This is a genomic window from Mesorhizobium sp. WSM3866, assembly GCF_002294795.1.
In the GTDB taxonomy this organism is placed as follows: domain Bacteria; phylum Pseudomonadota; class Alphaproteobacteria; order Rhizobiales; family Rhizobiaceae; genus Mesorhizobium.
On the sequence record NZ_NSGC01000006.1, the window covers coordinates 368500 to 389976 of the forward strand.

Genomic DNA, 21477 nt, shown 5'->3' on the forward strand with positions numbered 1-21477 from the left:
GACCAGCCATGACAGCCAGACGCGACATCGAAGCCATCACGGAACGCATCCGCCAACGTTCGAAAGCCGGCCGCGAAGCCTATCTCGGCCGCATCGCGGAGGCGTCGGGACGCGCCGCCAACCGCGCGGTGCTCTCCTGCGGCAACCTCGCCCACGGCTTTGCCGTCTGCAGCCCATCGGAGAAGGTGGCGCTCGGCGGCGATCGCGTGCCCAACCTCGGCATCATCACCTCCTACAACGACATGCTGTCGGCGCATCAGCCGTTCGAGGCCTTTCCGGCGCTTATCAAGAACGCGGCACGCGAGGCAGGCGGCATCGCCCAGGTCGCCGGCGGCGTGCCGGCGATGTGCGACGGCGTGACGCAAGGCCAGCCAGGCATGGAACTGTCGCTGTTCTCGCGCGACGTGATCGCCATGGCGGCTGCGATCGGCCTTTCGCACAGCATGTTCGACGCCGCCGTCTTCCTCGGCGTCTGCGACAAGATCGTGCCCGGGCTGGTGATCGCGGCGCTCACCTTCGGGCACCTGCCGGCCGTCTTCATTCCGGCCGGACCGATGACGTCGGGCCTGCCGAACGACGAGAAGGCCAAGGTCCGGCAGCTCTATGCCGAGGGCAAGGCGGGCCGCGCCGAGCTGCTCGAGGCGGAGTCCAAATCCTATCACGGGCCGGGCACCTGCACCTTCTACGGCACCGCCAATTCCAACCAGATGCTGATGGAGATCATGGGCCTGCACACGCCCGGCGCCTCCTTCGTCAACCCGGGTACGCCGCTGCGCGACGCGCTTACCAGGGAGGCGGCGAAGCGCGCGCTGGCGATCACCGCGCTCGGCAATGCCTATACGCCGGTCGGGCGCATGATCGACGAGCGCTCGATCGTCAACGGCGTGGTCGGCCTGCACGCGACCGGCGGCTCGACCAACCACACCATCCACCTCATCGCCATGGCCGCGGCAGCCGGAATTTCGCTTACCTGGCAGGACATCTCCGACCTGTCGGAGGCCGTGCCGCTGCTCGCCCGCGTCTACCCGAACGGACTCGCCGACGTGAACCATTTCCACGCCGCCGGCGGGCTCGGCTTCCTGATCCGCGAGTTGCTCGACGAAGGCTTGCTGCACGAGGACGTGCAGACGGTCTGGGGCGAAGGCCTGCGGCCCTATGCTGTCGAGGCAAAGCTCGGCGCCGACGGCAGCGTCGTGCGTGAAGCGGCGCCGCTCGAGAGCGGCGACGAGAAGGTGCTGGCGCCGTTCAAGAAGGCGTTCCAGCCGACCGGCGGACTGAAGGTGCTTGCCGGCAACCTCGGCCATGCCGTGATCAAGACCTCTGCGGTCAAGCCCGAACGGCGCGTCATCGAGGCGCCGGCCAAGGTGTTCGACAGCCAGCAGGGGCTGAACGAAGCTTTCAAGTCGGGCACGCTGACCGGCGACTTCGTCGCCGTGATCCGCTTCCAGGGGCCGAAGGCCAACGGCATGCCGGAACTGCACAAGCTGACCACCGTGCTCGGCGTGCTGCAGGATCGCGGCCAGCGCGTCGCGCTGGTGACCGATGGGCGCATGTCGGGTGCTTCCGGCAAGGTGCCGGCGGCGATCCATGTGACGCCGGAAGCGGTCGAGGACGGGCCGATCGCCAGGATCCATGACGGCGACATCATTCGCCTCGACGCCGACGCAGGCACGCTGGAGGTGCTGGTGCCGGGAACGGAGTTCGCGCTGCGCCGCACGGCGGATGCCGACCTGATCGGCAACGAGTTCGGCTTCGGCCGCGAGCTGTTCGCCGGCTTTCGCCAACTGGTTGGCCGCGCCGACCACGGCGCCGCCGCCTTCGCAAATGCCTAACCTCAATCTGCTAAAAAAAGAGCGGCTCGGTGCCGCCGCTCGGAGCCGCCCTTTGTCGTAAGCGGTGTGCCATCGGCACCTAGACAAGAGGTCTCACGAGGTATTCTTGCCACTGAAGACCTCCGCCAAATAGTCAATAAACACCCTGACTTTACGTGGGGTGTGACGTCGCTGAGCGTAGAAGGCGAAGATCGGTTGCTCCATGGGTTCATGATCCGGCAGCAGCCGCACGAGGCGGTTCTCCGCTATATCCTGGGCGACCATGAAATCGCCCAAGAGGGAGTACCCCCCTCCCGCTAGGCAGGCGTTTCTCACCGCTCGCGCTGAGTTCATTGTCAATTGCTGCGGCACTTCGAAGTCAATGACCTTTCCTTGATGCGAAAACTTATGAACGCGCCCCCATTCCCCGCTGACCTGAGTAACGGATGGGCACGCTCTGATCTCGTCCAAGGTCCTGGGTGTCCCATATTGCTGGCAAAACTGGGGTGTCGCGACGAACACGATCCTCTGCGTGAAAATCCTCTGCGCAATCAGGGATGAATCGTTCAACGGTCCTACCCGGATGGCGACATCGAAGTGCTCGCCAATGAGATCAACCAAACGATTGCCAAGGTCGATTGAGACATCGAGCTGCGGGAACCGTCGCACGAACTCAGGAACCACTGGTGCCAGGCACTCATTACCAAAGGCCGTTACGCAGGAGACGTGGAGTTGGCCGCGAGGAGTTTCGTGGCATTCGCGTACTGCGCTCCGCATCTGATCAAGCTCCTCCAGGAGGCCGGTGCTCTTTTGCACGAACTCCATCCCGGCATCCGTCAGATTGATCTGCCTGGTGGTGCGGTTAAAGAGACGTACGCCGAGATCGGTCTCCAAGTCCGCCACAATGCGGCTTACCGAGGCAGCGGAAAGGCGCAAATCCCGGCTCGCAGAAGAGAAGCTGTTATGCCTGGCGACTGCCACGGCCACCTTCATGGCCTCGATCATATCCATCCGCCATTCTTCCGAAATTCAAAATAATGTCTCTCACCGTGCGCTCTTTAACACGGAAGCCGAAATCATGCATCAATGGGGCGAACGCTCAAATTGAGGAGATGGACATGTCCAAAAATCCTAGCTGGATACTTCGCAGCTACCCTTCCGCAATGCCCTCCGTCGAGAACTGGAGCCTGGAGGAGCGTTCAATTCCCGATGCCGCGGATGGTGAGCTGCTGGTGAAAACTCTGTGGCTCTCCGTCGATCCCTATATGCGCGGTCGGATCAGCCCCGCGAAGAATTATGCTGCTGGTTTTAGAATTGGCGACCTGATGTGTGGCGGCGGAATTGGCGAGGTAATTACGTCTGAGTCTCCAGACTTCAAGCCAGGCGACCTCGTGATGAGCGATCATTTTGGTTGGCAGCCGTTCAGCGTGATCCCGGCCGCGTCAGCCAAGCCCGTGACGACAACCGACGCTCCGATTCAGGCCGTACTGAGCTATCTCGGCATGCCCGGTCTCACCGCCTACTTTGCCCTCCTCAAAACCGCAACTCCGAAGGTGGGGGAAACGGTGTTGATCTCTGCCGCTTCAGGAGCTGTGGGGCAGATTGCGGGACAGATCGCGCGGATCAAAGGGTTCGACCCAGTCGCTGTTGCGGGCTCGGACGAGAAGCTGGAATGGTGCAGGGAGCTTGGATATCGGACTGGCGTCAATCATCGACGCTCCGCTGATCTCGTGGCAGATGTCGCGACCGCATGCCCTAGCGGCGTCGATGTCTTTATCGACAACACCGCCGGGCCGATTCACGATGCAGCCATGTTAAACCTCAACATCTTTGGCAGAGTGGTGATTGTCGGCACTATTGCCTTGGCCAACCGGTTTGACCAACCAGATATCGGTGTCAGGCATCTCAGAAGGACACTAATCACCCGTGCGCGGATAGAAGGATTCTTGCTCGACGACCACGAAGGAGAATACGAGACCGCGATTGCCGATCTGCTGTCATGGTACAAACAGGGACTGCTTCAGACACGGGAAGATGTTGCGGAAGGGATCGAGACCGTGCCCCACGCTTTCGTTCGGATGTTGAAGGGAGAGAACTTCGGCAAGCAACTGGTCAAGCTATGACGCTCTAACCAGGGTTGTCCGCTTCGGCCCGGCCCGATTTTTGTGCACGCGTTACTCAAGCGGATCGTTCCAAGGCAGCAGCTCATCGATCCGCCTCCGCTTGTGGCCGTTGACGATGGCGGTAAGCGTGGTGGTCAAGTAGGCCTGCGGGTCAACAGCATTGAGTTTGCAGATCTCCTCTGGCGCAGGCAAAACTAGGTTGCCCTGCCGGGCCAGCGTTCGCCAGGACGACAGATGGTTGGCCTCCAGCCCGTGGCGCTCCGCTACTTCGTTCACCGTCACGCCCGGACGCAAGCCCTCCGAAACGATCTGTGCCTTGACCTCATCCGGCCATTGGCGATGCGCCTCACGTCGGCCCCGCCGTGTCGTGAGAACCTCCAATGTCGTGTCCTGGAGAAACTGCTTCTCGCTCATCCATGGAACCTCGATCACAGATCAGGCGTCAGCGGACAACGTTGGGGGCAAAACAGCGGTTACCCTTTTTCGTTCGTTTGCGGACGGCGATGCCTACTGAACGGTGATCTCGCTCCGCTCGCCGGCCTTGATCGTCACCGGCATTTCCTTGTCCTGGCCCTGATCGGACATGTGCCGCACGACGACATAGTCGCCGGCGGGGATAGTCTGTTGCCAGCTGTCGCCATAGGTCAGGCCGAGCGACTTGCGCTTGCCCTCAGCATCCTTCTTTGACGAGAACACCTCGATCGAATAGGCGCCGGGCGCCGACATTGCCAGCACGCCGGCGCCGAGAGCCACCTTCACATCCTGGTTGTCGCCGGCCTTGATGCTGAAGGGCTGTTCGACAACGGCGAGATCGAGCGTGATTAGCGCGACATAGTCGTCCGGCGGCAGCCAGAACTTGCTGTCCGGACCGTAGGAGTGCTCCACGCTTTCACGCGAACCGTCGATCTTCTTCTTCGCCTTGACGATCTCGAAGCCGATGCCGGAATTGTCGGCCTTGTCGCCGCCGGCGGTGTAGTAGGCGTTAAGCACGGCATGGCCGACGCCGACCACGATATCCTTCTCGACCGTCTGTCCGGCGGCAAGCTGGATGGTTTCGGTCACCGTGCCGGCGCCGATCTGCACCGTCACCTTTTGCTCGCCGGCGGGCACGGTGGCCTTGGTGTCGCCATAGTGGGTCGTGCTGCCGCCCGGATAGGCGAAGTCGACACGCGCCTCGCCGCTGATCTCCGAGCCCTGGCTCGCATGCGGGTGGATAACCAAGGTTCCGGCGTTCAGCGTGAACAACGGGCTGTAGGTCTGGCCGGCTTCGATCTTGATCTTCTGCTCGCTCCTTGCCTCGTCGGCGCGACCGACGACAATGTAATCGCCCGGCTCGAGATTGATCTTGAGCTCGCCATACTCGGTCATGACCTGATCGCCGCGCGAGCCGTCGGACTTGGCCTTGTAGATCTCCCAGGCATTGCCGTCGGTGATGGCATCGCCGCCTTCAGCCATGACGACGCTCGGCGTGAAGTTGAATTCAGGCTTGGCGGGTTCGGGTGCAGGCGCCGGCGCCGGGGCCGGAGCAGGCTCTGGCGCGGGCGCCGGCGCCGCGACGGTCTCGACCAGCGCTTGCTGCAATGCCTTCTCGTCGGAGGCCTGGATGTATTTTCCGCCGGTGTTCTCGGCGAGGCAGGCGATCTGCCTGCCTTCGTCGGCGGTCAGGCCGAAGCCGACTACGTCGGCGGTGAAGTCGACGCCGGTCTCCTTCAGCTCCTTGCCGAGCGCGCACGGATCGCCACCGCAGGTCTCAAGACCGTCGGTGATGAGAACGACCGTGGCCTTGTCCTCGGTGTATTTCAGCGCTTCGGCGGCCTGCTTGACGGCCGCCGTCAGCGGCGTCTTGCCGAGGAATTTCATGCTGTCGGCGGCCGCCGAGATCGCGCTCGCCGAACCCGCCTGCGGCGGCACGATCAGCTCGATGTCCGCGCAGCTACCTTTCTGGCGATGCCCGTAGGCCATGAAGCCGATCTCGTCGTCGCCCGGCACCGACTGCAGCACCGTGCGCAGCGATTCGCGCGCGATCTCGAGCTTCGGCTTGCCGTCTATCTGGGCCCACATGGAGCCGGATGCATCGAGAATGATGATGACCTTGTTGGCGGCAAAGCCAAAGGTGGTCATCGACAAAAGGAGGATCGCCGCAGCAACGCTCCGTGCCAGTCCCGCCATGAAAATCTCCTGAGTGAACCCCCGTCCGCGCCGGGAAAGCTATTTGAGCCGGGCTTTGCAGACAAGTCCGATGGCCGGCAAGTCGCTCAATAGGTGGTTCGGCGCTCTTCCGACGGCGGACGGCCGAACTGCAGCCGGTAGCTTTGCGCGAAATAGGAGTGGGAGGTGAAGCCGGTGGCGATCGCGACGTCGAGGATCGGCATATTGGTCTGGCGCAGCAATTCGCGCGCCCGCTCGAGCCTGAGCCGCATGTAGTAGCGGCCCGGCGTCACGTTGAGATGGCGCAGGAACAGGCGCTCGACCTGGCGCACCGACAGGCCCGCCGACTTGGCAAGCTGCACCGCCGACAAAGGCTCATCGAGATGGTCGGCCATCAGCTCAACGATACGTCTCAGCTTCTCCGACTTGCCGGTGAGGTCGCGCTCAGGTCCGACGCGCTGGCGGTCACCGGCCGAGCGGATGCGCTCGTGCTGGAACTGGTTGGCGACGCCATTGGCGAGGTTGGAGCCGAAATCGCCGCGCACGATCTCCAGCATCAGATCGATCGAGGTGGTGCCGCCGGCGCAGGTGTAGCGCTTGCGATCGATCTCGAAAACGTTGCCGGTGCAGTTGATGTCCGGAAAACGCTCCATGAAGCCGGCGCGGTTTTCCCAGTGGATAGTGCAGCGGTAGCCGTCGAGCTGGCCAGCCTCGGCGAGCAGATAGGAGCCGACCGAGAGCGCGCCGAGCGCGTTGCCGCGGCGGCCCCAGCTGCGCAGCGCCGCCAGCACCTTGCTCTTGCCGGGGAACTCGGTGGTGAGCCCGACCGAGACGAACAGGATATCGACCGGCGGCATGTCGGCGACTGAATAGTCGATCTTGAGCGGAAGGCCGTTGGAAGCCATGACCGCGTCGCCATCTGCCGATATCGTCGTCCAGCCGTAATAATCACGGCCGAGCAGACGGTTGGCCGAGCGGAAGCAATCGATCGCCGCCGCCAGCGAGAACATCGAAAACTTGTCGACCAGCAGGAAGCCGAACTGCCGACCGCCCTGAACGGGATCGCCCATGACCGGCCGTTCAACAGGAGCAGTAAGATTCGGCAAGGATGCTGCTTTCCGATCAGAAGGACGGCCGCTTCAATCCGGCCGCGAGGTAGGCGGAAGCTACAGTGTTGGCCATCAGCATGGCAATGGTCATCGGTCCGACGCCGCCGGGGACCGGCGTGATGGCGCCGGCGACCGCGGCCGCTTCGGCATAGACGACGTCGCCGACCAGCCGCGACTTGCCTTCGCCCTTCTCCGGCGCCGGAATGCGGTTGATGCCGACATCGATAACGGTGGCGCCGGGCTTCACCCAATCACCCTTGATCATTTCTGGACGGCCGACGGCGGCGACCAGGATATCGGCGGTGCGCGCCAACGCCGGCAGGTCCTTGGTACGGCTATGGGCAATGGTGACGGTGCAGTTGGCGGCGAGCAGCAGATTGGCCATCGGCTTTCCGACGATGTTGGAGCGGCCGACGACGACTGCATTGAGGCCGGAAAGGTCCTTGCCGCGCACGCGCTGGATCAACAGCATCGAGCCGGCGGGCGTGCAGGGCACGAACGCCGTCTCGAGCTCGCCGGTACCGAGCTTGCCGACATTGATGAAGTGGAAGCCGTCGACATCCTTTTCCGGCGCGATCGTCTGGATGACGTTGCCGGCATCGATATGGCCGGGCAGCGGCAGTTGCACGAGGATGCCGTGGATCGACGGGTCGGCGTTGAGATCGCCGATGGTCTTCAACAGCTGCTCTTCGGTCGTCTCAGCCGGCAGCGTGTGCTGGAGCGAATGGAAGCCGCACTCCTTGGCCGTGCGCGACTTCGAGGCGACGTAGACCTGGCTTGCCGGATCCTCGCCCACGATCACCACCGCCAGACCGGGCCTGGTCGCGCCCTTGGCCGAAAGCTCGGCGGTCAGCGCCTTGACCTTCGATACCACGTCTGCGGCGACACTCTTCCCGTCGATCACTTCGGCCATCATTCACCTTCAACACTGTTGCGCGGCCAGGCTTGGCACGCAGCCCTGATCCTCAATCCAGCAGTCGGCACGCGAACGCGGCGCGCAAGCGGTCAAATGCCGCGCGGCATTTTCACGAAAATTCGACAGGCCAATCCCGTCAAAACGTCGTCGGATGCCGTAAACCCGAAACCGGCTGCTTTTATCGAAGGCCGCTTTTAGCGAAGACGGGGTGTTTTAGAAATAGCGGCGGCGCGAGCGGCTTTCGGTCAGAACGCGCACCGCCTCGCGGAATCGCCGGCAGGGCCGCAGCGTGCTTGGCCTACGACAAGTGTCGCTGCGACCTCTCTCGGCTCGCCGCCCCGACTGATCTGGCCGATCGATCTCCTTGAGACTGGACTTTTCCGCAACCGCGCGAGCGGCTAAGGAGAGCCCTCTTTGCGGAGGTTTCGATGACCATCAGGCTCGTTCTCGCCGGTTGCGGCAATATGGGTTACGCGATGCTCTCTGGCTGGCTGAAATCCGGCAAGCTCGAGCCGTCGGCGGTGTTCGTGGTCGAGCCCAATGCCGAGTTGCGCAGGCGAGCCGAACATCTTGGTTGCGGCGCCGCGGCCGACGCATCCGCAATTCCCGCCGATGCCATGCCCGATCTCGTCGTCATCGCCGTGAAACCGCAGGTCATCTGCGATGTGACGGCAAGCTACAAGCGCTTCGGCGACGGCAGGACCACCTTCGTCAGCATCGCCGCGGGCACGCCGGTCGCGACCTTCGCGGAGATCCTGGGCGGGCTCGCGCCGATCGTGCGCTGCATGCCGAACACGCCGGCGGCGATCGGCAAGGGCATGATGGTGGTGTTTTCCAACCCGCTCGTTCCCGACAATGTCAGGCGCTTCGTCGCCGAGCTGCTGTCGGCGAGCGGTGTCGTGACGACGATCGACGACGAGAGCCTGATGGACGCCGTGACCGCGGTCTCCGGTTCCGGCCCGGCCTATATTTTCCATTTCATCGAGGCGCTGACGGTCGCCGCCGAGAAGGCCGGCTTGCCGGCCGAGACAGCCAAGCTGCTCGCCCTGCAGACCGTCTATGGTGCAGCCTCGCTCGCCGCCGAAAGCGATGAGGAGCCGGGCGTGCTGCGCCAGCAGGTCACCAGCCCGAACGGCACGACCGCCGCAGCGCTTGCAGTGCTGATGGGCGAAGACCGGCTGACGAAGCTTTTGACCGACGCGGTGGAAGCGGCGCGGCTCAGATCGATAGAGCTGGGGAAGTAGTCCTGACGCCATACAGCATCTCGTCCTGCAGTTGGCGCAGGGCAAATAGCTTGGTCGTCTGGTCGGGCGCAGCGTTGTCGGCGGTCAGGAGTTCGCCCTTCCTGACCGGCTTCAGCACCTTGCCGCCTTCAAGCAGTCCGACCGGCACGGCACGGCTGGCGCGCGCCTCGGCGACCGTCATGGTCCAGGAGCGGTAGCAGGTCTCGCCGATGGCGTCGAAGATCTCGCCTGCGGCGAGGTCGCGCTTGGCGACCGCGCAGACCTCGGCCACCGGTGTAGGCAGCGGCACCATGTCGGGTTTGCCGTAGAGCATGATGCGGGCTGCGGTCAGCGGCACCTCCAGCGAGGTCAGGTGGTACGGCCTGAAGAAGCTGTAATAAGGGCCGTGGCCGACATGGAGATCGTCCATGCGCTCGACGACACGCGGATGCGTCGCCTCGACGATGACGAAGACGCCAGGCGCCACGCCCTTGCCGATCGTGTAGTCGACGATACCCTTCTTCGCCAGGATGCCGCCGTCCTCGCGCGGGATGAGCACCTTGGCCAGCTGATCACGGTCGGCTTTCGGGCCATGCATGCCCGGAACATCGGGCACCAGGCCGGTGGCGTTGGCGATGGCGCACATCTCGACCATGGTCTTGGAGCCGTCCACGAACTCGACCAGCATGCGCGGGTTCATGTTCCGGCGCAGCGCTTCATCCCGATAATCGTCGGGAACGGCGTCGTGGTTGAGCGGGTTGTTCTTGCCCTTGCCTGCCGAGACGATGGTATAACCGAGCGCCGAGGCGAACTCGATCAGCTCCATGCAGCTCGACGGCTCGTCGCCGGCGCCGACCGAATAAACAACGCCGAGCCGATCCGCCTGCTGCTTGAGGTAGCAGCCGATGGTCACGTCGGCCTCGACATTCATCATCACCAGATGCTTGCCATGCTGCATGGCCATCAGGTCGAAATCGGCGGCGACGCCGGGTTTACCGGTGGCATCGATGACGACGTCGATCAGCGGATTGGTGACCAGCATTTCATTCGAGGTGATGGCAATCCTGCCGCTTTCTATCGCCTGGTTGACCTTGGAGGCGGTCTCGGCTTCGGCAGCCATTGCATCGTCGCCATAGGCGATGCGGATCGCGTCACGAGCCGTGTGCGGGCGGCGCGTGGAGATGGCCGCAATCGAAATGCCCGGCATCAGCATGCCCTGGGTCACCAGATCGGTGCCCATCTCGCCGGAACCGATGACGCCGATGCGCACGGGGCGGCCGTCGGCGACGCGCCGGGCGAGATCGCGGGCAAGCCCGGTCAGGGCGACATTTGTCATACAAGAACGTCCATGCTTTGCTTCAGCCCGCAATACAGGGAACGATCCCCGTTTGCCAACAAAACCAGCCACCCATGGCAATTTCGTGCGCACGTCTTGCAGGACCGGCGCAGATTTCCCGCAGCAATCCGCAACCTTCAGGTGCTTCAAAGCCTGGCTTATGTCCGGAGGAAGGGCAGATGCCGCGGTTCATGCCAAGTGCCGATCTGACCGCCAAAGTTGGCACGGTGAGCGACGCCTCGGTCGATTCCTTTGTGCGGACTTACTGTTTATTTAGAGAAAATGGTGTTCGCGGTCGGCTTCAACTGAACGGCGCCCTCGGCGAGGATCGTTTTCTGTGCCATTTTTGCTACATCCGCCGGGACTAATGGCTGGAATCCGTGCTTTTGGAGCGCTCTAAATCAATAAGTCCTCCCATCCGCGAAAAATCTGCTAGATACTCGTTGCAAGCTCCGGTGGCAGGCTTGGGCGAAATAAGCGCTGACAAAAACAAAGGCGCGGGGATAGTCACGGGGTAGAAATGACCAGGACGGGTAAAGTGACCGTCGGCTGGCGCCTTGCGCTTGCCATGACGGTGTCGATGCTGGCTTGCGGAAGCGCCAGCGCACTCACGCTCAAGGAAGCTGTAGCCGTCGCCGTCGAATCCAATCCGGAGATTGGGCAGGCGATCGAAAACCGCGAAGCCATCGAATTCGAGCTGCGCCAGGCGAAAGGGCTCTATCTTCCCAGCGTCGATCTCGAAGCGTCGACCGGCGTCCGCCGTCTGGATAACGACTCCCGGCGAGCGCTCGACGAGGACCATGACGCGCTTTATCCAAACGAAGCGGACCTCACCGTCTCACAGACGCTCTATGACAGTGGCGCGAGACGGGCCGAATTGAACCGCCAGGCCTCGCGCGTCGACGGAGCTTCCTTCAGGGTGCTGGAACGGTCCGAATTCATCGGGCTTGCCGTCGTCCAGGACTATCTCGAATACATGCTGCAGGCGTCGATCGTCGCCGAAGCGAAGAAGAACCTCGGCTTCCATCAGTCTATACTCGGCGACATCAAGCAAGGCATCGCGGGCGGCGCGCTCAACGATGCCGACCGGCAGCAGGCCGAGGAGCGGCTTTACGCCGCCAAGGCGCGGATGCAGGAGGCGACCGAGGAACTGGAAGCGGCCAAGATCCGCTTCTTCAAGAATGTCGGCAAGCCGCTGACCAATCCGTCGCGGCCGGCCGATGTGGCCGGCGCGCTGCCGCGCTCGCTCGATGACGCGATCGGGCTTGCCAGACAGAACAATCCGCGCGTCCACATGGCCAACAGCGACATCGATGCGGCCGCGTCGCTGGTCGACGCCGCGCGGGCGAAATACGGCCCCACCATCACCGCCGAGGGTGTCGCCCGGGGCGGCTATGACATCGACGGCGACGACGGCGACACCAGCGACCTGCAGGCTCGGGTGGTGCTGCGCTGGAATCTCTATCGCGGCGGCATCGACAAAGCCAACGAGCAGGAGCAGATCCGCCGCACCAGCGAGCAGCGCCTCGCGCTGCATCAGGTGCTGCGCGAGATCGAGGAAGCCGTCCGCACATCTTGGGACCGCCGCTTCCGCCAGGCGGAACTTGCGCAGACGCTGCGGCTGCAGGCAGCAACCAACGAAAGGCTGGTTGCCTCCTACCGCGAGCAGTTCAAGGTCGGACAGCGCTCGCTGCTCGACGTGCTCGATGCGCAGAACACGCGCTTCAACACCGCGACGCTGGCCGACACCTCGTCCTACGCGTCGCTGTTTGCCCAATACCGGCTGCTGGCCGCGACCGGGGAGTTGCTGAAGACGCTGAACATCCAGCCGGCCAAGCAGGCAGCCGCCTACGCGCGCAGCGAATTCGGCACGCCGGCGACAGCCGATACCGAAACCTATGCGCGCACACCATCGGAGCAGAAGAACGATCTGCCGTTCGACATCCTCGCGCCGGTCAGGAAGAAGTAGCCGATGTAAGCATCGATCTCTGGTCCTTCGGGCGGATCGTGAACCAGCAACCTAATATCATCTCGCCCAAGGAGGCTTTCAAAGCCTGCTTCTCGGCGATTGCAGCCTATCTCGGCCGGCCGAGCGCAGAGACCGTGCTGTTTGCCGGGGTGCCGATTTCGGACACGCTGATCGAGCCGGACGACATCAGGCATCTGGCCGAACGGATCGGTCTCGAGGTCCAGGCGTTCAACCATCGCGATTTCGTGCGCGGCCGGGTCGATCTTCCGGCCATCGTCTTCCGCGCCAGCCAACTGCCGGTTGCGTTGCTCGCCGAAACGGAAACTGGGCAATTTCTAACGGCGCCGCAGGAAAACGGCCGCACCACGATCGGCAAATCGGAGCTTGCCGAGAGCTACATCAGCGGTGGCGCCTCATTCTCGATCACCTATGCCAACACCGCCGAGGAGATGACGGTCGGCACGGCGCCGAGGATCGAAAGACGCCATTGGCTGACCGGAACGATGGGGGCGTTCTGGCGCACCTACTCGAAGGTCGTGCTGTCGGCGGTCTTCATCAACCTCTTGGCGATCGCCTCGCCGATCTTCACCATGAACGTCTACGACCGCATCCTGCCGAACAAGGCGATCTCGACGCTCTGGGTGCTGGCGCTCGGGATCGGCGCGGCCATCCTGTTCGACCTGTTGCTGAAGACGGCCCGTGCCTCGCTTATCGACTATGCCGGGCGCAAGGCGGATCTCAGGATTTCCTATCTGCTGTTCGAGAAAGTGCTCAACTCGTCGCTTTCGGCGCGGCCGGGATCGACCGGCGAATACGCGAATCGTGTCACACAATATGAGTTCGTGCGCGAGTTCTTCACCTCGAATACCATAAGCGTCTTCATCGACACGGTTTTCGTCTTCGTCTTCCTGCTGGTCATCTACGCTATTGGCGGCTGGCTGGTGATCATACCGGCGCTCGCCTTCGTCATCGCCGTCATTGTCGGTCTGGTGACACAGAGGCGCATCGGCAGGCGGGTCGCCGCCTCGATGAACGAATCTGCCCAGCGCCAGGCGCTCCTGGTCGAGTCCATTTCCACGCTGGAGACGATCAAGTCGCTGCGCGCCGAGGCCTATCTGCTGCGCAAATGGGGCGAGCACTCGAAGAACGCCGCCAACACCTCGGAGAAGATAAAGGAGCTTTCCGCCGCTGCCGGCAACATCACCGGCGCCATCCAGCAATTCGTCACCGTCGCCCTGGTGGTTGCCGGCGCCTATGCCTTCTCGGAAGGCCAGGTCTCGACGGGCGCGATTATCGGCACGGTCATGCTGGCGGGCCGCGCGGTCGCGCCGCTCGGCCAGATCGCCATCACGCTCTCCCGCTTCCGGCAAGCCGTGCTGTCGCTCAGGATCGTCAATACGATCATGTCGCAGCCGGAGGACCGGCCCGACACGGTCGGCTTCGTCAACCGGCCGATCCGCAGCGGCGCGATGCTGTTCAAGAATGTCGGCTTCGCCTATCCGGGCACCGAAAACGAGGTTCTGAACGGGCTCAACATCGCAATCCGGCCCGGCGAGCGCATCGGCATCATCGGCCGCATCGGCTCCGGCAAGACCACGATGGGCCGCCTGATCGGCCGGCTGTTCCTGCCGACGTCCGGAGAGCTGCTGCTCGACGGCATCGACATCCGCCAGTACCACCCGTCCGAAGTTCGTGCCGCGGTCGGTATCGTCGCGCAGGCCGGCGACCTGTTTTCGGGCACCATCAAGGAAAACCTCCTGATGGCCGCGCCGGACGCGACCGACGAGGAGATCATCGATGCGGCGAAGGCCGCTGGCGTCGACGACTTCGTCTCTCGCCATCCGCGCGGCTACGACATGAATGTCGGCGAGCGTGGCACCAATCTGTCGGGCGGCCAGAGGCAGGCTGTGGCGATCGCGCGGCTGCTGCTGACCAAGCCGAAAATCGTGTTCCTGGACGAGCCGTCGGGTTCGATGGACCTGGCCTCGGAACGGCAGCTGATCAGGCAGCTCAAGGTGGCGTTCGACCGCAACACGACGCTGATCGTGTCGACCCATCGCTACAGCATGCTGGAGCTGGTCGACCGCCTCATCGTCATCGAGCAGGGGCGCGTGGTCGCGGACGGAGCAAAGGAACAAGTCATCCAGGCATTGCAGAAGGCGAATGCCTGACCGGGACGTTGGGGAATGTTAGCAAAAGACGACCGGCCGCCGCTTTTCGCATCGGCGTCGGTATACATCATAGGGGCACTGTTCGTGGCCTTCACCGCCTGGGCATCCTTTGCCGAGGTCGATGAGATCGCGCGCGGCGACGGCAAGGTCATTCCCGCTTCCAAGACGCAGATCATCCAAGCCAGCGAAGCCGGCGTCGTCCAGGAAATCGCTGTCAAGATCGGCCAGACCGTCAGGAAGAACGATCTGATCATCCGCCTCGACAACACAGGCAACACCTCGAGCCTGGGTGAGGAGCAGGCCAAGGCGCGGGCGCTGCAGGCGCGCATTGCCAGGCTCAAATTCGAGCAGAGCGGCAATCTCGAGGGCGCGTTCCCCTGTCCGTCCGACATCCAGAAGACTGCCCCGGAAATCTGCGACAACGAGCAGAAGCTGCTCGTTGCGCGCCGGGACAACTTCCAAGTCAAGCTGTCGGTGCTGAAGTCGCGTCTCGATCAGCGCGAGAAGGAACTGGACGAGGCAACCGCCAATTCCGACCGCCTGTCCAAGAGCCTCGCCGTCAGCGACCAGGAAACGGCGCTGGTCGAATCGATGGTCAAGAAAGGCCTGATGGCAAGGACCGAACAGATTCGCGTCGAGCGGGAGCAGACCGATCTGCGCGGGCAGCTCAACCTTGCCGGAGAGACCATTAAGAAGAGCAAGGCGGCCATCACCGAGGCGCAGCTTCAAGTCGACGAGCTCGGCCTGCAATTGCAGCAGGAAGCATTGAGCGACTTGACGCAGGCGCTGGCGGACCTCTCTGTGGTGGACGAAACCATTCGCGGCGCCACCGACAAGGTGGCGCGCACCGATATTCGCTCGCCTGTCGACGGCATCGTCAACACGCTCGATGTCAACACGCTCGGCGCTTTCGTCCAGCCGGGCGCGGTCGTGGCCGGCATCGTGCCGACCTCGGAGACGCTGCTGGTCGAGGCGCGGGTCTCGCCGCGCGACGTCGCCTTCATCCAGCCGGATCAGGACGCGCTGATCAAGGTCACGGCCTACGACTTCTCGATCTTCGGCGGCATCGAAGGCAAGGTCTCCAACATCACCGCCGACAGCCTGGTCGACCAGAAGACGGGCGAGCCCTACTATCAAGTGCGCGTCGCGACCGAGAAATCCACGCTGCAAAGGAACGGCAAGACTTATTCGATTATCCCCGGCATGATCTGCTCGGTCGATATCAAGACCGGGCGCAAGACGATCCTCAACTATCTATTGAAGCCCATCAACAAGGCGCGCCAGGAGGCGATGAGTGAACGATAGCGCCGCACGCCCCGACACTCCGCGCGACCGGCTGCTGCCGCCGCTTGCAGCCGAGGATTTCGGCCCGGAGTTCCGCGTCGTGGCGCGTGGCGGCGTGCGCCGCGGCATCCGTTTGGAGCGCGCTTTCTGGGTGTCGCTGAAGCAGATGGCCGAAAGCCGCAAATGCACGATCGGCATGCTGGTCGCGGAGATCGCCGAAAATCATCCCGACCAGGGCAATCTCACATCGGCGATCCGGGTCGCATGCATGCGCGGCCTCGCCGAGGAAAGCATGGAACTGCGCAAGCTCGCTTCGATCCGGACCATCAACGCGATCCTGGTCGCCTGCCCCTCGCCCGCCTTCGCGCTGTCTTCGTCGAAAAAGATCCTGACCTTCAATGCCCCGTTCCAGCAATTGGTCAGGCGCCAGTTGCCGAACGCGCCGGGCGACGACGGCAGGCAGGACCTCAAGCTGGCGCTGGACCTGAACGTCGTCGACATTTTTGCCCGTCTCGACGCCAATGGCGAGACACCCGTCACCACCGGCTTCGTCATCGGCGCCGGCGAGCGCCGCTACAGGGGCCAGCTCAGCGCGGTGCGCGCGCCGGTCACAGAGCCGGAGCTGTTGATGGCGTTCGTCTCAAACGGTTGAAACAGGCGAGCCGCCTATTTCGTTGCGAAACCGGAGCCTGCCGACGTGACCGTCACATCGGGCGAAGCGCCTTCGCCGGGCGCCACTGTCGCGAAACCGCCGGCGATGTCGGCGATCTGTGCGCCGGCTTTCGTGCCGTGGATCCAGGCGCGGTCGGTGCTGAAGGAATAGAGCGGGACATAATCGGGAAGATCGCGGTCCATCGTTACAACGTTGCTGAGGCTGTCCAGGATGAAGGTGCCGCTTCCGGTGCTCACCGACAGCACCGCGTGAAAGAATTTCCGGCGGCGATCCTGCAGCACGACCAGCGACATGCTCTGCGCCGGGATCCCGGCGCGCAACAGCGCCGCCATCTTCAGGATCGCGAAATCCTCGCAATCGCCGGCGCGATGCTCGAGGATCTCCGACGGCTTCGCCCAGTAGTCGAGCTTGCCGTAGACGACGCTGTCCTTGCGATAGGCGATCAGCCGGTTGATGCTGCTGTTGACGAAGTCCAGCTTGTCGCGAAAAGCCTTGTTGGCTGCAATGCCGACGATCTCGCCAAACGCAGCGTTCTCACGATCGCAGGCACTTCCGGCCGTGCAGTCGATAATCGCCTTGTAGACAGGCGCCCAGCGCGCGGCGACCGGGAAGTTGCGCATGGACAATGCGACCGACCCGAACACGCCGGGAATGATCGCCCCAGTCTGAATCGGGTCAACCTGGATCGGGTCAACCTGGATCGGATCGATGCCGGGGGCGGCCTCTCCACTCGCAGAACCTGACGCCGGGTGGACTTCGAGAGGCGCATAAGCACTGGCGGCACCGCCGACCCGGTAGGCGGCAAAAGGCTGCCATGGCTGCAATCTGACCAGCGAAACGCCGCCGAGATCGGCCGGCGCAGGCACCGATTGAGAGGCGGCGACGGAGACTGCGCTGGCGGACGACGCATTCGGCAGACTGGCCAGGCCGATTGCCAGCAGCAGAACCTTGACCCTCGACGCCGACGAGGCAGCTTTTTGTATTTTCATGACGCCCACCTTTGACTGTGGACGCTAGCGATCTTGTCTCAAATTATCGGAAAGGAAGGTGGGTAAGTTTCCGCGAATCAATCTATTCTGCTTTGTTTCAAATTTTATTCAAATTTATACTTGAATTTGTCGAACTGCCGCCGCGCTCCCCAGCCCGTCTGGCGGCGGCCCTGAGGATATATAGCTGGATATATCACTGCGATTTACCAAGTGTAAAAAAAGCAAATCCCTACATACTCAAGTATATCAAAAAGATTGAAGCTCTGTTGCAAAGTTCGAGCCCCGCATGTCTCTTGCCGGGAGATGCCGAAGGGGGCTTGAGCTATGACGACCAGTATCGAATTCGACGCCGTTTCAAATTTCTCGGACGAGCACGCGACTGTCGGCGAACAGCCGATTTCGGGTGTCATTTCGGGTGTCCAAGTCGCCCAGGCCTCCGGCGGCCAGACGGCACCAGCGGCAGGCGAACCTGTGCCGGTCGATGTGGGAAGCGGCGCGCCGGCAAAGGGCGATGGCAACGCCCAGAACGCACAAAGCACAGCCAAGCCGGCGGCGGACGGCAACGCTCCTGCCGCCAACGCCCCTGCCGGAAACGCGCCAGCACCGAACACGGCAGTCTCGAACGTTGCGCATGAATATCACGCCGAGGCCGGCAATGTCGTGAAGCTTCCGGCCAATGTCTCGATCGACGACATCAAGGTCGACGGGCACAATCTGGTGCTGGTGCAGCCGGACGGCGCCGAGATCGTCATCAAGGACGGCGCGCTCAACGTACCGACCTTCATCATCGGCGATGTCGAGGTGCCGCGCGTTGCCCTGATCGCCGCGCTCGAAGCCAGCCATGTCGATGTCGCCTTCGGCGCCGACGGCTCGATCTCGGCCGGCGGAAATGGCGCCCCAGGCAGCGCCGGCGGAGACTTCTCGGTGCCTCCGGGCGGGATCGGCGACGGCTTTGGCCTGACGGCACTGCTGCCTCCGACGGCATTGGCGTTCGGACAGCCGGAGAACCGTGAACTGTTCCCGTCCCTGCTGAAGCCGGACTCCACGCCGTCGATCCTCGACCTCACGCCATCGGCCTCAGGCGGCGACACCACAGTCAATGAGAAGGGCCTGCCGACAAGCTCGGGCTCGGAAGGCTCGGGCGAGGCGCAGAATCCCGCGCCCGGCACCGATCAGTCCGAGATCAACACCGGCAGCTTCACCATCAATTCGCCCGACGGCGTCGGCTCGCTAACCGTTGCCGGCCAGGTTATTACCGGCGCTCAGCTTGCCAACAGCGCGTCGACGCCGATCAACATCACCACGCCGCTCGGCAACACGCTGACCATCAATGGGTACGATGCTGCCACCGGCCAGGTGAGCTACACCTACACTCTCGTCCACAGCGAGCCCCATCCCGGCGCAGGCATGGATTCCATCTTCGACAACATGACGGTGACGGTCACCGACACCGACGGCGACGTCTCTCTTCCGGCCACGCTGTCGGTCCAGATCGTCGACGACGTGCCGACGGCGAACGCGGATGCCAACAGCGTCGCGGCGGGCAGCCATGCCCAGATCACAGGCAATGTGATCACCGGCGCCGGCGAAACCGATCCGTCCACTAGCGCAGATGTGAAGGGTGCAGACGGCGCCAGTGTGACCTCGGCCAGTGGCACGGGCGCGGCGCAGGACGTGACGTCGGCGGTTACCGGCACCACGATCGCGGGACAGTACGGCACGCTGACGCTCTATTCGGACGGCCACTACACCTATGAACGCGCGGCGAACACGCCCGGCGGCGTCAGCGACGTGTTCCACTACACGCTGACGGATGGTGACGGCGACCAATCGGACACCACGCTGACCATTAATATCGGCAATGAGCCGCCGAAGCTGGGGGATATCCCGGCCGCGGGCGCTGACGGAGCGGTCGTCTACGAGGCGGGACTGGCGACCGGCACGCTGCATGACGGCTCGAACGCGGTCAGTGGCACGGTCGGCTTCACGTCGCAGGATGGGGTGAAATCGGTATCGCTGGGCGGCAACCCGCTGTCGAGCGACTCGGGCAATCCGACTACGTTTACGGATCCCACCACCGGCGGCACGGTGAGCGCGTGGTACGAGTACAACAGCGCGACCGGCGCGGGCACGATCCACTACAGCTACACGCTGACTTCGGACTACCACAGCGCCACAGGCGGCGACGGCGCCAATACCGAAGCGACACCCAGCTTCGAGGTCGTTGTCACCGACCTGGACAACCAGCCCGCCTCTGGCAACCTGGTGATCAATGTCATCGACGACGTGCCGACGGCGAAAGCCGATACCGACGCCGCGCAGTCCGGCGAGACGGTGACCGGCAATGTCGAGACCGGCACGAGCACGCACGGCACCGGCGCGGCCGACACGGCGGGCGCCGACGGGATCGCCTCGATCTCCTGGACGGGTTCGATCACGAACGCCGGCGTCACGACAGTGACGGGCACCTATGGCGTGCTGACGGTCCAGGCCGATGGCAGCTACAGCTACAAGGCCTTCGCCAACACGACGGGAACGGACACGTTCCATTACACGATCACGGACGGCGACGGCGACACCTCGCCCTCGACGCTGACGATCAATGTGACGAACGGCCAGCCGCAGCCGGTTGCGGCGACGGGCCAGGTCGACGAGTCCGGTCTTGCCATCATCGGCAGCCATGCCGGGGATCCGGCGCATCCGGTCACGGCGACCGGCACCCTGACGCTCGGCGATCCGAACAGCCCGGTCGTGACCGGCGCGAGCGGCGCAGGCGGCTCGGGCGCGGCCGACGGCTCGACGCACATCCAGGGCACGTATGGCTATCTGACGATCGACAGCTCGGGTCACTACACCTACACGCTGACGACGCCCGAGACGAACGCTCCGGCCGGCAATAACGGCACCAACATCCAGAGCGGCACCGACGCCTTCACCTATACGGTGCAGGACGCCTTCGGAAACACCAACACCTCAACCATCACCATCTCCATCAAGGACGACGTGCCGACGGCGAAAGCCGATACCGACGCCGCGCAGTCCGGCGAGACGGTGACCGGCAATGTCGAGACCGGCACGAGCACGCACGGCAGCGGCGCGGCCGACACGGCGGGCGCCGACGGGATCGCCTCGATCGCCTGGACGGGTTCGATCACGAACGCCGGCGTCACGACAGTGACGGGCACCTATGGCGTGCTGACGGTCCAGGCCGATGGCAGCTACAGCTACAAGGCCTTCGCCAACACGACGGGAACGGACACGTTCCATTACACGATCACGGACGGCGACGGCGACACCTCGCCCTCGACGCTGACGATCAATGTGACGAACGGCCAGCCGCAGCCGGTTGCGGCGACGGGCCAGGTCGACGAGTCCGGTCTTGCCATCATCGGCAGCCATGCCGGGGATCCGGCGCATCCGGTCACGGCGACCGGCACCCTGACGCTCGGCGATCCGAACAGCCCGGTCGTGACCGGCGCGAGCGGCGCAGGCGGCTCGGGCGCGGCCGACGGCTCGACGCACATCCAGGGCACGTATGGCTATCTGACGATCGACAGCTCGGGTCACTACACCTACACGCTGACGACGCCCGAGACGAACGCTCCGGCCGGCAATAACGGCACCAACATCCAGAGCGGCACCGACGCCTTCACCTATACGGTGCAGGACGCCTTCGGAAACACCAACACCTCAACCATCACCATCTCCATCAAGGACGACGTGCC

General features: G+C 63.5%; 15 protein-coding genes and 2 pseudogenes. 9 read left to right on the forward strand and 8 right to left on the reverse strand.

The annotated features are described in order from the left end of the window. Positions 1 to 8: 8 nt before the first annotated feature. Positions 9 to 1832, forward strand: a complete 1824-nt coding sequence (gene edd, locus CK222_RS16790; RefSeq protein ID WP_095801104.1) for a phosphogluconate dehydratase — start codon at positions 9 to 11, stop codon at positions 1830 to 1832. A gap of 93 nt (positions 1833 to 1925) precedes the next feature. Here edd and CK222_RS16795 read toward each other — a convergent pair whose 3' ends face one another. After that, the gene (locus CK222_RS16795) at positions 1926 to 2822 is read right to left on the reverse strand and encodes a LysR family transcriptional regulator (RefSeq protein WP_095801105.1); all 897 of its coding nucleotides are present in this window, start codon (positions 2820 to 2822) and stop codon (positions 1926 to 1928) included. Positions 2823 to 2929: 107 nt separating this feature from the next. On the opposite strand from CK222_RS16795, the gene CK222_RS16800 reads away from it, so the two are divergent. After that, positions 2930 to 3934, forward strand: a complete 1005-nt coding sequence (locus CK222_RS16800; protein ID WP_095801134.1) for an NADP-dependent oxidoreductase — start codon at positions 2930 to 2932, stop codon at positions 3932 to 3934. Positions 3935 to 3985: 51 nt separating this feature from the next. Here the strand turns inward: CK222_RS16800 and CK222_RS32905 are convergent. From CK222_RS32905 to folD, 5 genes and pseudogenes are all read right to left on the reverse strand, one after another. Continuing rightward, positions 3986 to 4111, reverse strand: a pseudogene (locus tag CK222_RS32905) (transposase domain-containing protein); the annotation flags it as partial. 48 nt (positions 4112 to 4159) lie between these two features. Then, positions 4160 to 4348 (reverse strand): annotated as a pseudogene (locus CK222_RS32910) (transposase); the annotation flags it as partial. A 93-nt stretch (positions 4349 to 4441) separates the two neighbouring features. Beyond that, positions 4442 to 6103 carry a VWA domain-containing protein gene (locus CK222_RS16815; RefSeq protein WP_095801106.1) on the reverse strand — a complete coding sequence of 554 codons (1662 nt, stop codon included), beginning with the start codon at positions 6101 to 6103 and terminating at the stop codon, positions 4442 to 4444. Positions 6104 to 6189: 86 nt separating this feature from the next. Beyond that, on the reverse strand, positions 6190 to 7152 hold the full coding sequence (locus tag CK222_RS16820) for a GlxA family transcriptional regulator (protein ID WP_082953990.1): 963 nt from the start codon (positions 7150 to 7152) through the stop codon (positions 6190 to 6192). 52 nt (positions 7153 to 7204) lie between these two features. Beyond that, positions 7205 to 8104, reverse strand: coding sequence for a bifunctional methylenetetrahydrofolate dehydrogenase/methenyltetrahydrofolate cyclohydrolase FolD (folD, locus tag CK222_RS16825; protein ID WP_095801135.1), 900 nt, complete (start codon positions 8102 to 8104; stop codon positions 7205 to 7207). A 431-nt stretch (positions 8105 to 8535) separates the two neighbouring features. On the opposite strand from folD, the gene proC reads away from it, so the two are divergent. Beyond that, entirely contained in the window at positions 8536 to 9351 is an 816-nt protein-coding gene (proC, locus tag CK222_RS16830) for a pyrroline-5-carboxylate reductase (RefSeq protein ID WP_095801107.1), read from the forward strand. Here proC and CK222_RS16835 read toward each other — a convergent pair. Continuing rightward, complete coding sequence (locus CK222_RS16835) at positions 9326 to 10666, reverse strand: NAD(P)H-dependent oxidoreductase (RefSeq protein WP_095801108.1); 1341 nt, start codon at positions 10664 to 10666, stop codon at positions 9326 to 9328. The two genes, proC and CK222_RS16835, sit on opposite strands and share 26 nt — an antisense overlap. Before the next feature lie 179 nt (positions 10667 to 10845). Here CK222_RS16835 and CK222_RS31655 point away from each other — a divergent pair, with 179 nt between their 5' ends. The 5 genes from CK222_RS31655 (at position 10846) to CK222_RS16855 (ending at position 16742) form a co-directional block, all read left to right on the forward strand. Continuing rightward, positions 10846 to 11034 carry a hypothetical protein gene (locus CK222_RS31655; protein ID WP_141247070.1) on the forward strand — a complete coding sequence of 63 codons (189 nt, stop codon included), beginning with the start codon at positions 10846 to 10848 and terminating at the stop codon, positions 11032 to 11034. Between the two features lie 212 nt (positions 11035 to 11246). Further along, positions 11247 to 12635, forward strand: a complete 1389-nt coding sequence (locus CK222_RS16840; protein ID WP_066989439.1) for a TolC family protein — start codon at positions 11247 to 11249, stop codon at positions 12633 to 12635. Positions 12636 to 12673: 38 nt separating this feature from the next. Beyond that, complete coding sequence (locus CK222_RS16845) at positions 12674 to 14806, forward strand: type I secretion system permease/ATPase (protein ID WP_095801109.1); 2133 nt, start codon at positions 12674 to 12676, stop codon at positions 14804 to 14806. A 15-nt stretch (positions 14807 to 14821) separates the two neighbouring features. After that, a complete protein-coding gene (locus tag CK222_RS16850; RefSeq protein ID WP_066989331.1) occupies positions 14822 to 16111 on the forward strand; it encodes an HlyD family type I secretion periplasmic adaptor subunit in 1290 nt (429 codons plus the stop codon). Then, on the forward strand, positions 16101 to 16742 hold the full coding sequence (locus CK222_RS16855; protein WP_095801110.1) for a ribbon-helix-helix domain-containing protein: 642 nt from the start codon (positions 16101 to 16103) through the stop codon (positions 16740 to 16742). The genes CK222_RS16850 and CK222_RS16855 overlap by 11 nt, the downstream gene beginning before the upstream one ends. A gap of 14 nt (positions 16743 to 16756) precedes the next feature. On the opposite strand, the gene CK222_RS16860 is transcribed toward CK222_RS16855, so the two are convergent. Then, on the reverse strand, positions 16757 to 17752 hold the full coding sequence (locus CK222_RS16860) for a transglutaminase-like cysteine peptidase (RefSeq protein ID WP_095801136.1): 996 nt from the start codon (positions 17750 to 17752) through the stop codon (positions 16757 to 16759). Positions 17753 to 18076: 324 nt separating this feature from the next. Here CK222_RS16860 and CK222_RS16865 point away from each other — a divergent pair. Further along, a partial coding sequence (locus CK222_RS16865; RefSeq protein ID WP_141247071.1) for a tandem-95 repeat protein occupies positions 18077 to 21477 on the forward strand: 3401 nt, incomplete at its 3' end.

What these genes read in the sequence shown, in the direction of transcription:
- CK222_RS16795 (WP_095801105.1), bottom strand. Translation starts at nt 2,822, where the DNA reads ATGGATATGATCGAGGCCATGAAGGTGGCCGTGGCAGTCGCCAGGCAT.
- proC (WP_095801107.1), top strand. Translation starts at nt 8,536, where the DNA reads ATGACCATCAGGCTCGTTCTCGCCGGTTGCGGCAATATGGGTTACGCG.
- edd (WP_095801104.1), top strand. Translation starts at nt 9, where the DNA reads ATGACAGCCAGACGCGACATCGAAGCCATCACGGAACGCATCCGCCAA.
- CK222_RS16850 (WP_066989331.1), top strand. Translation starts at nt 14,822, where the DNA reads ATGTTAGCAAAAGACGACCGGCCGCCGCTTTTCGCATCGGCGTCGGTA.
- CK222_RS16800 (WP_095801134.1), top strand. Translation starts at nt 2,930, where the DNA reads ATGTCCAAAAATCCTAGCTGGATACTTCGCAGCTACCCTTCCGCAATG.
- CK222_RS31655 (WP_141247070.1), top strand. Translation starts at nt 10,846, where the DNA reads ATGCCGCGGTTCATGCCAAGTGCCGATCTGACCGCCAAAGTTGGCACG.
- CK222_RS16835 (WP_095801108.1), bottom strand. Translation starts at nt 10,666, where the DNA reads ATGACAAATGTCGCCCTGACCGGGCTTGCCCGCGATCTCGCCCGGCGC.
- CK222_RS16815 (WP_095801106.1), bottom strand. Translation starts at nt 6,103, where the DNA reads ATGGCGGGACTGGCACGGAGCGTTGCTGCGGCGATCCTCCTTTTGTCG.
- folD (WP_095801135.1), bottom strand. Translation starts at nt 8,104, where the DNA reads ATGGCCGAAGTGATCGACGGGAAGAGTGTCGCCGCAGACGTGGTATCG.
- CK222_RS16860 (WP_095801136.1), bottom strand. Translation starts at nt 17,752, where the DNA reads ATGAAAATACAAAAAGCTGCCTCGTCGGCGTCGAGGGTCAAGGTTCTG.
- CK222_RS16820 (WP_082953990.1), bottom strand. Translation starts at nt 7,152, where the DNA reads ATGGGCGATCCCGTTCAGGGCGGTCGGCAGTTCGGCTTCCTGCTGGTC.
- CK222_RS16840 (WP_066989439.1), top strand. Translation starts at nt 11,247, where the DNA reads ATGCTGGCTTGCGGAAGCGCCAGCGCACTCACGCTCAAGGAAGCTGTA.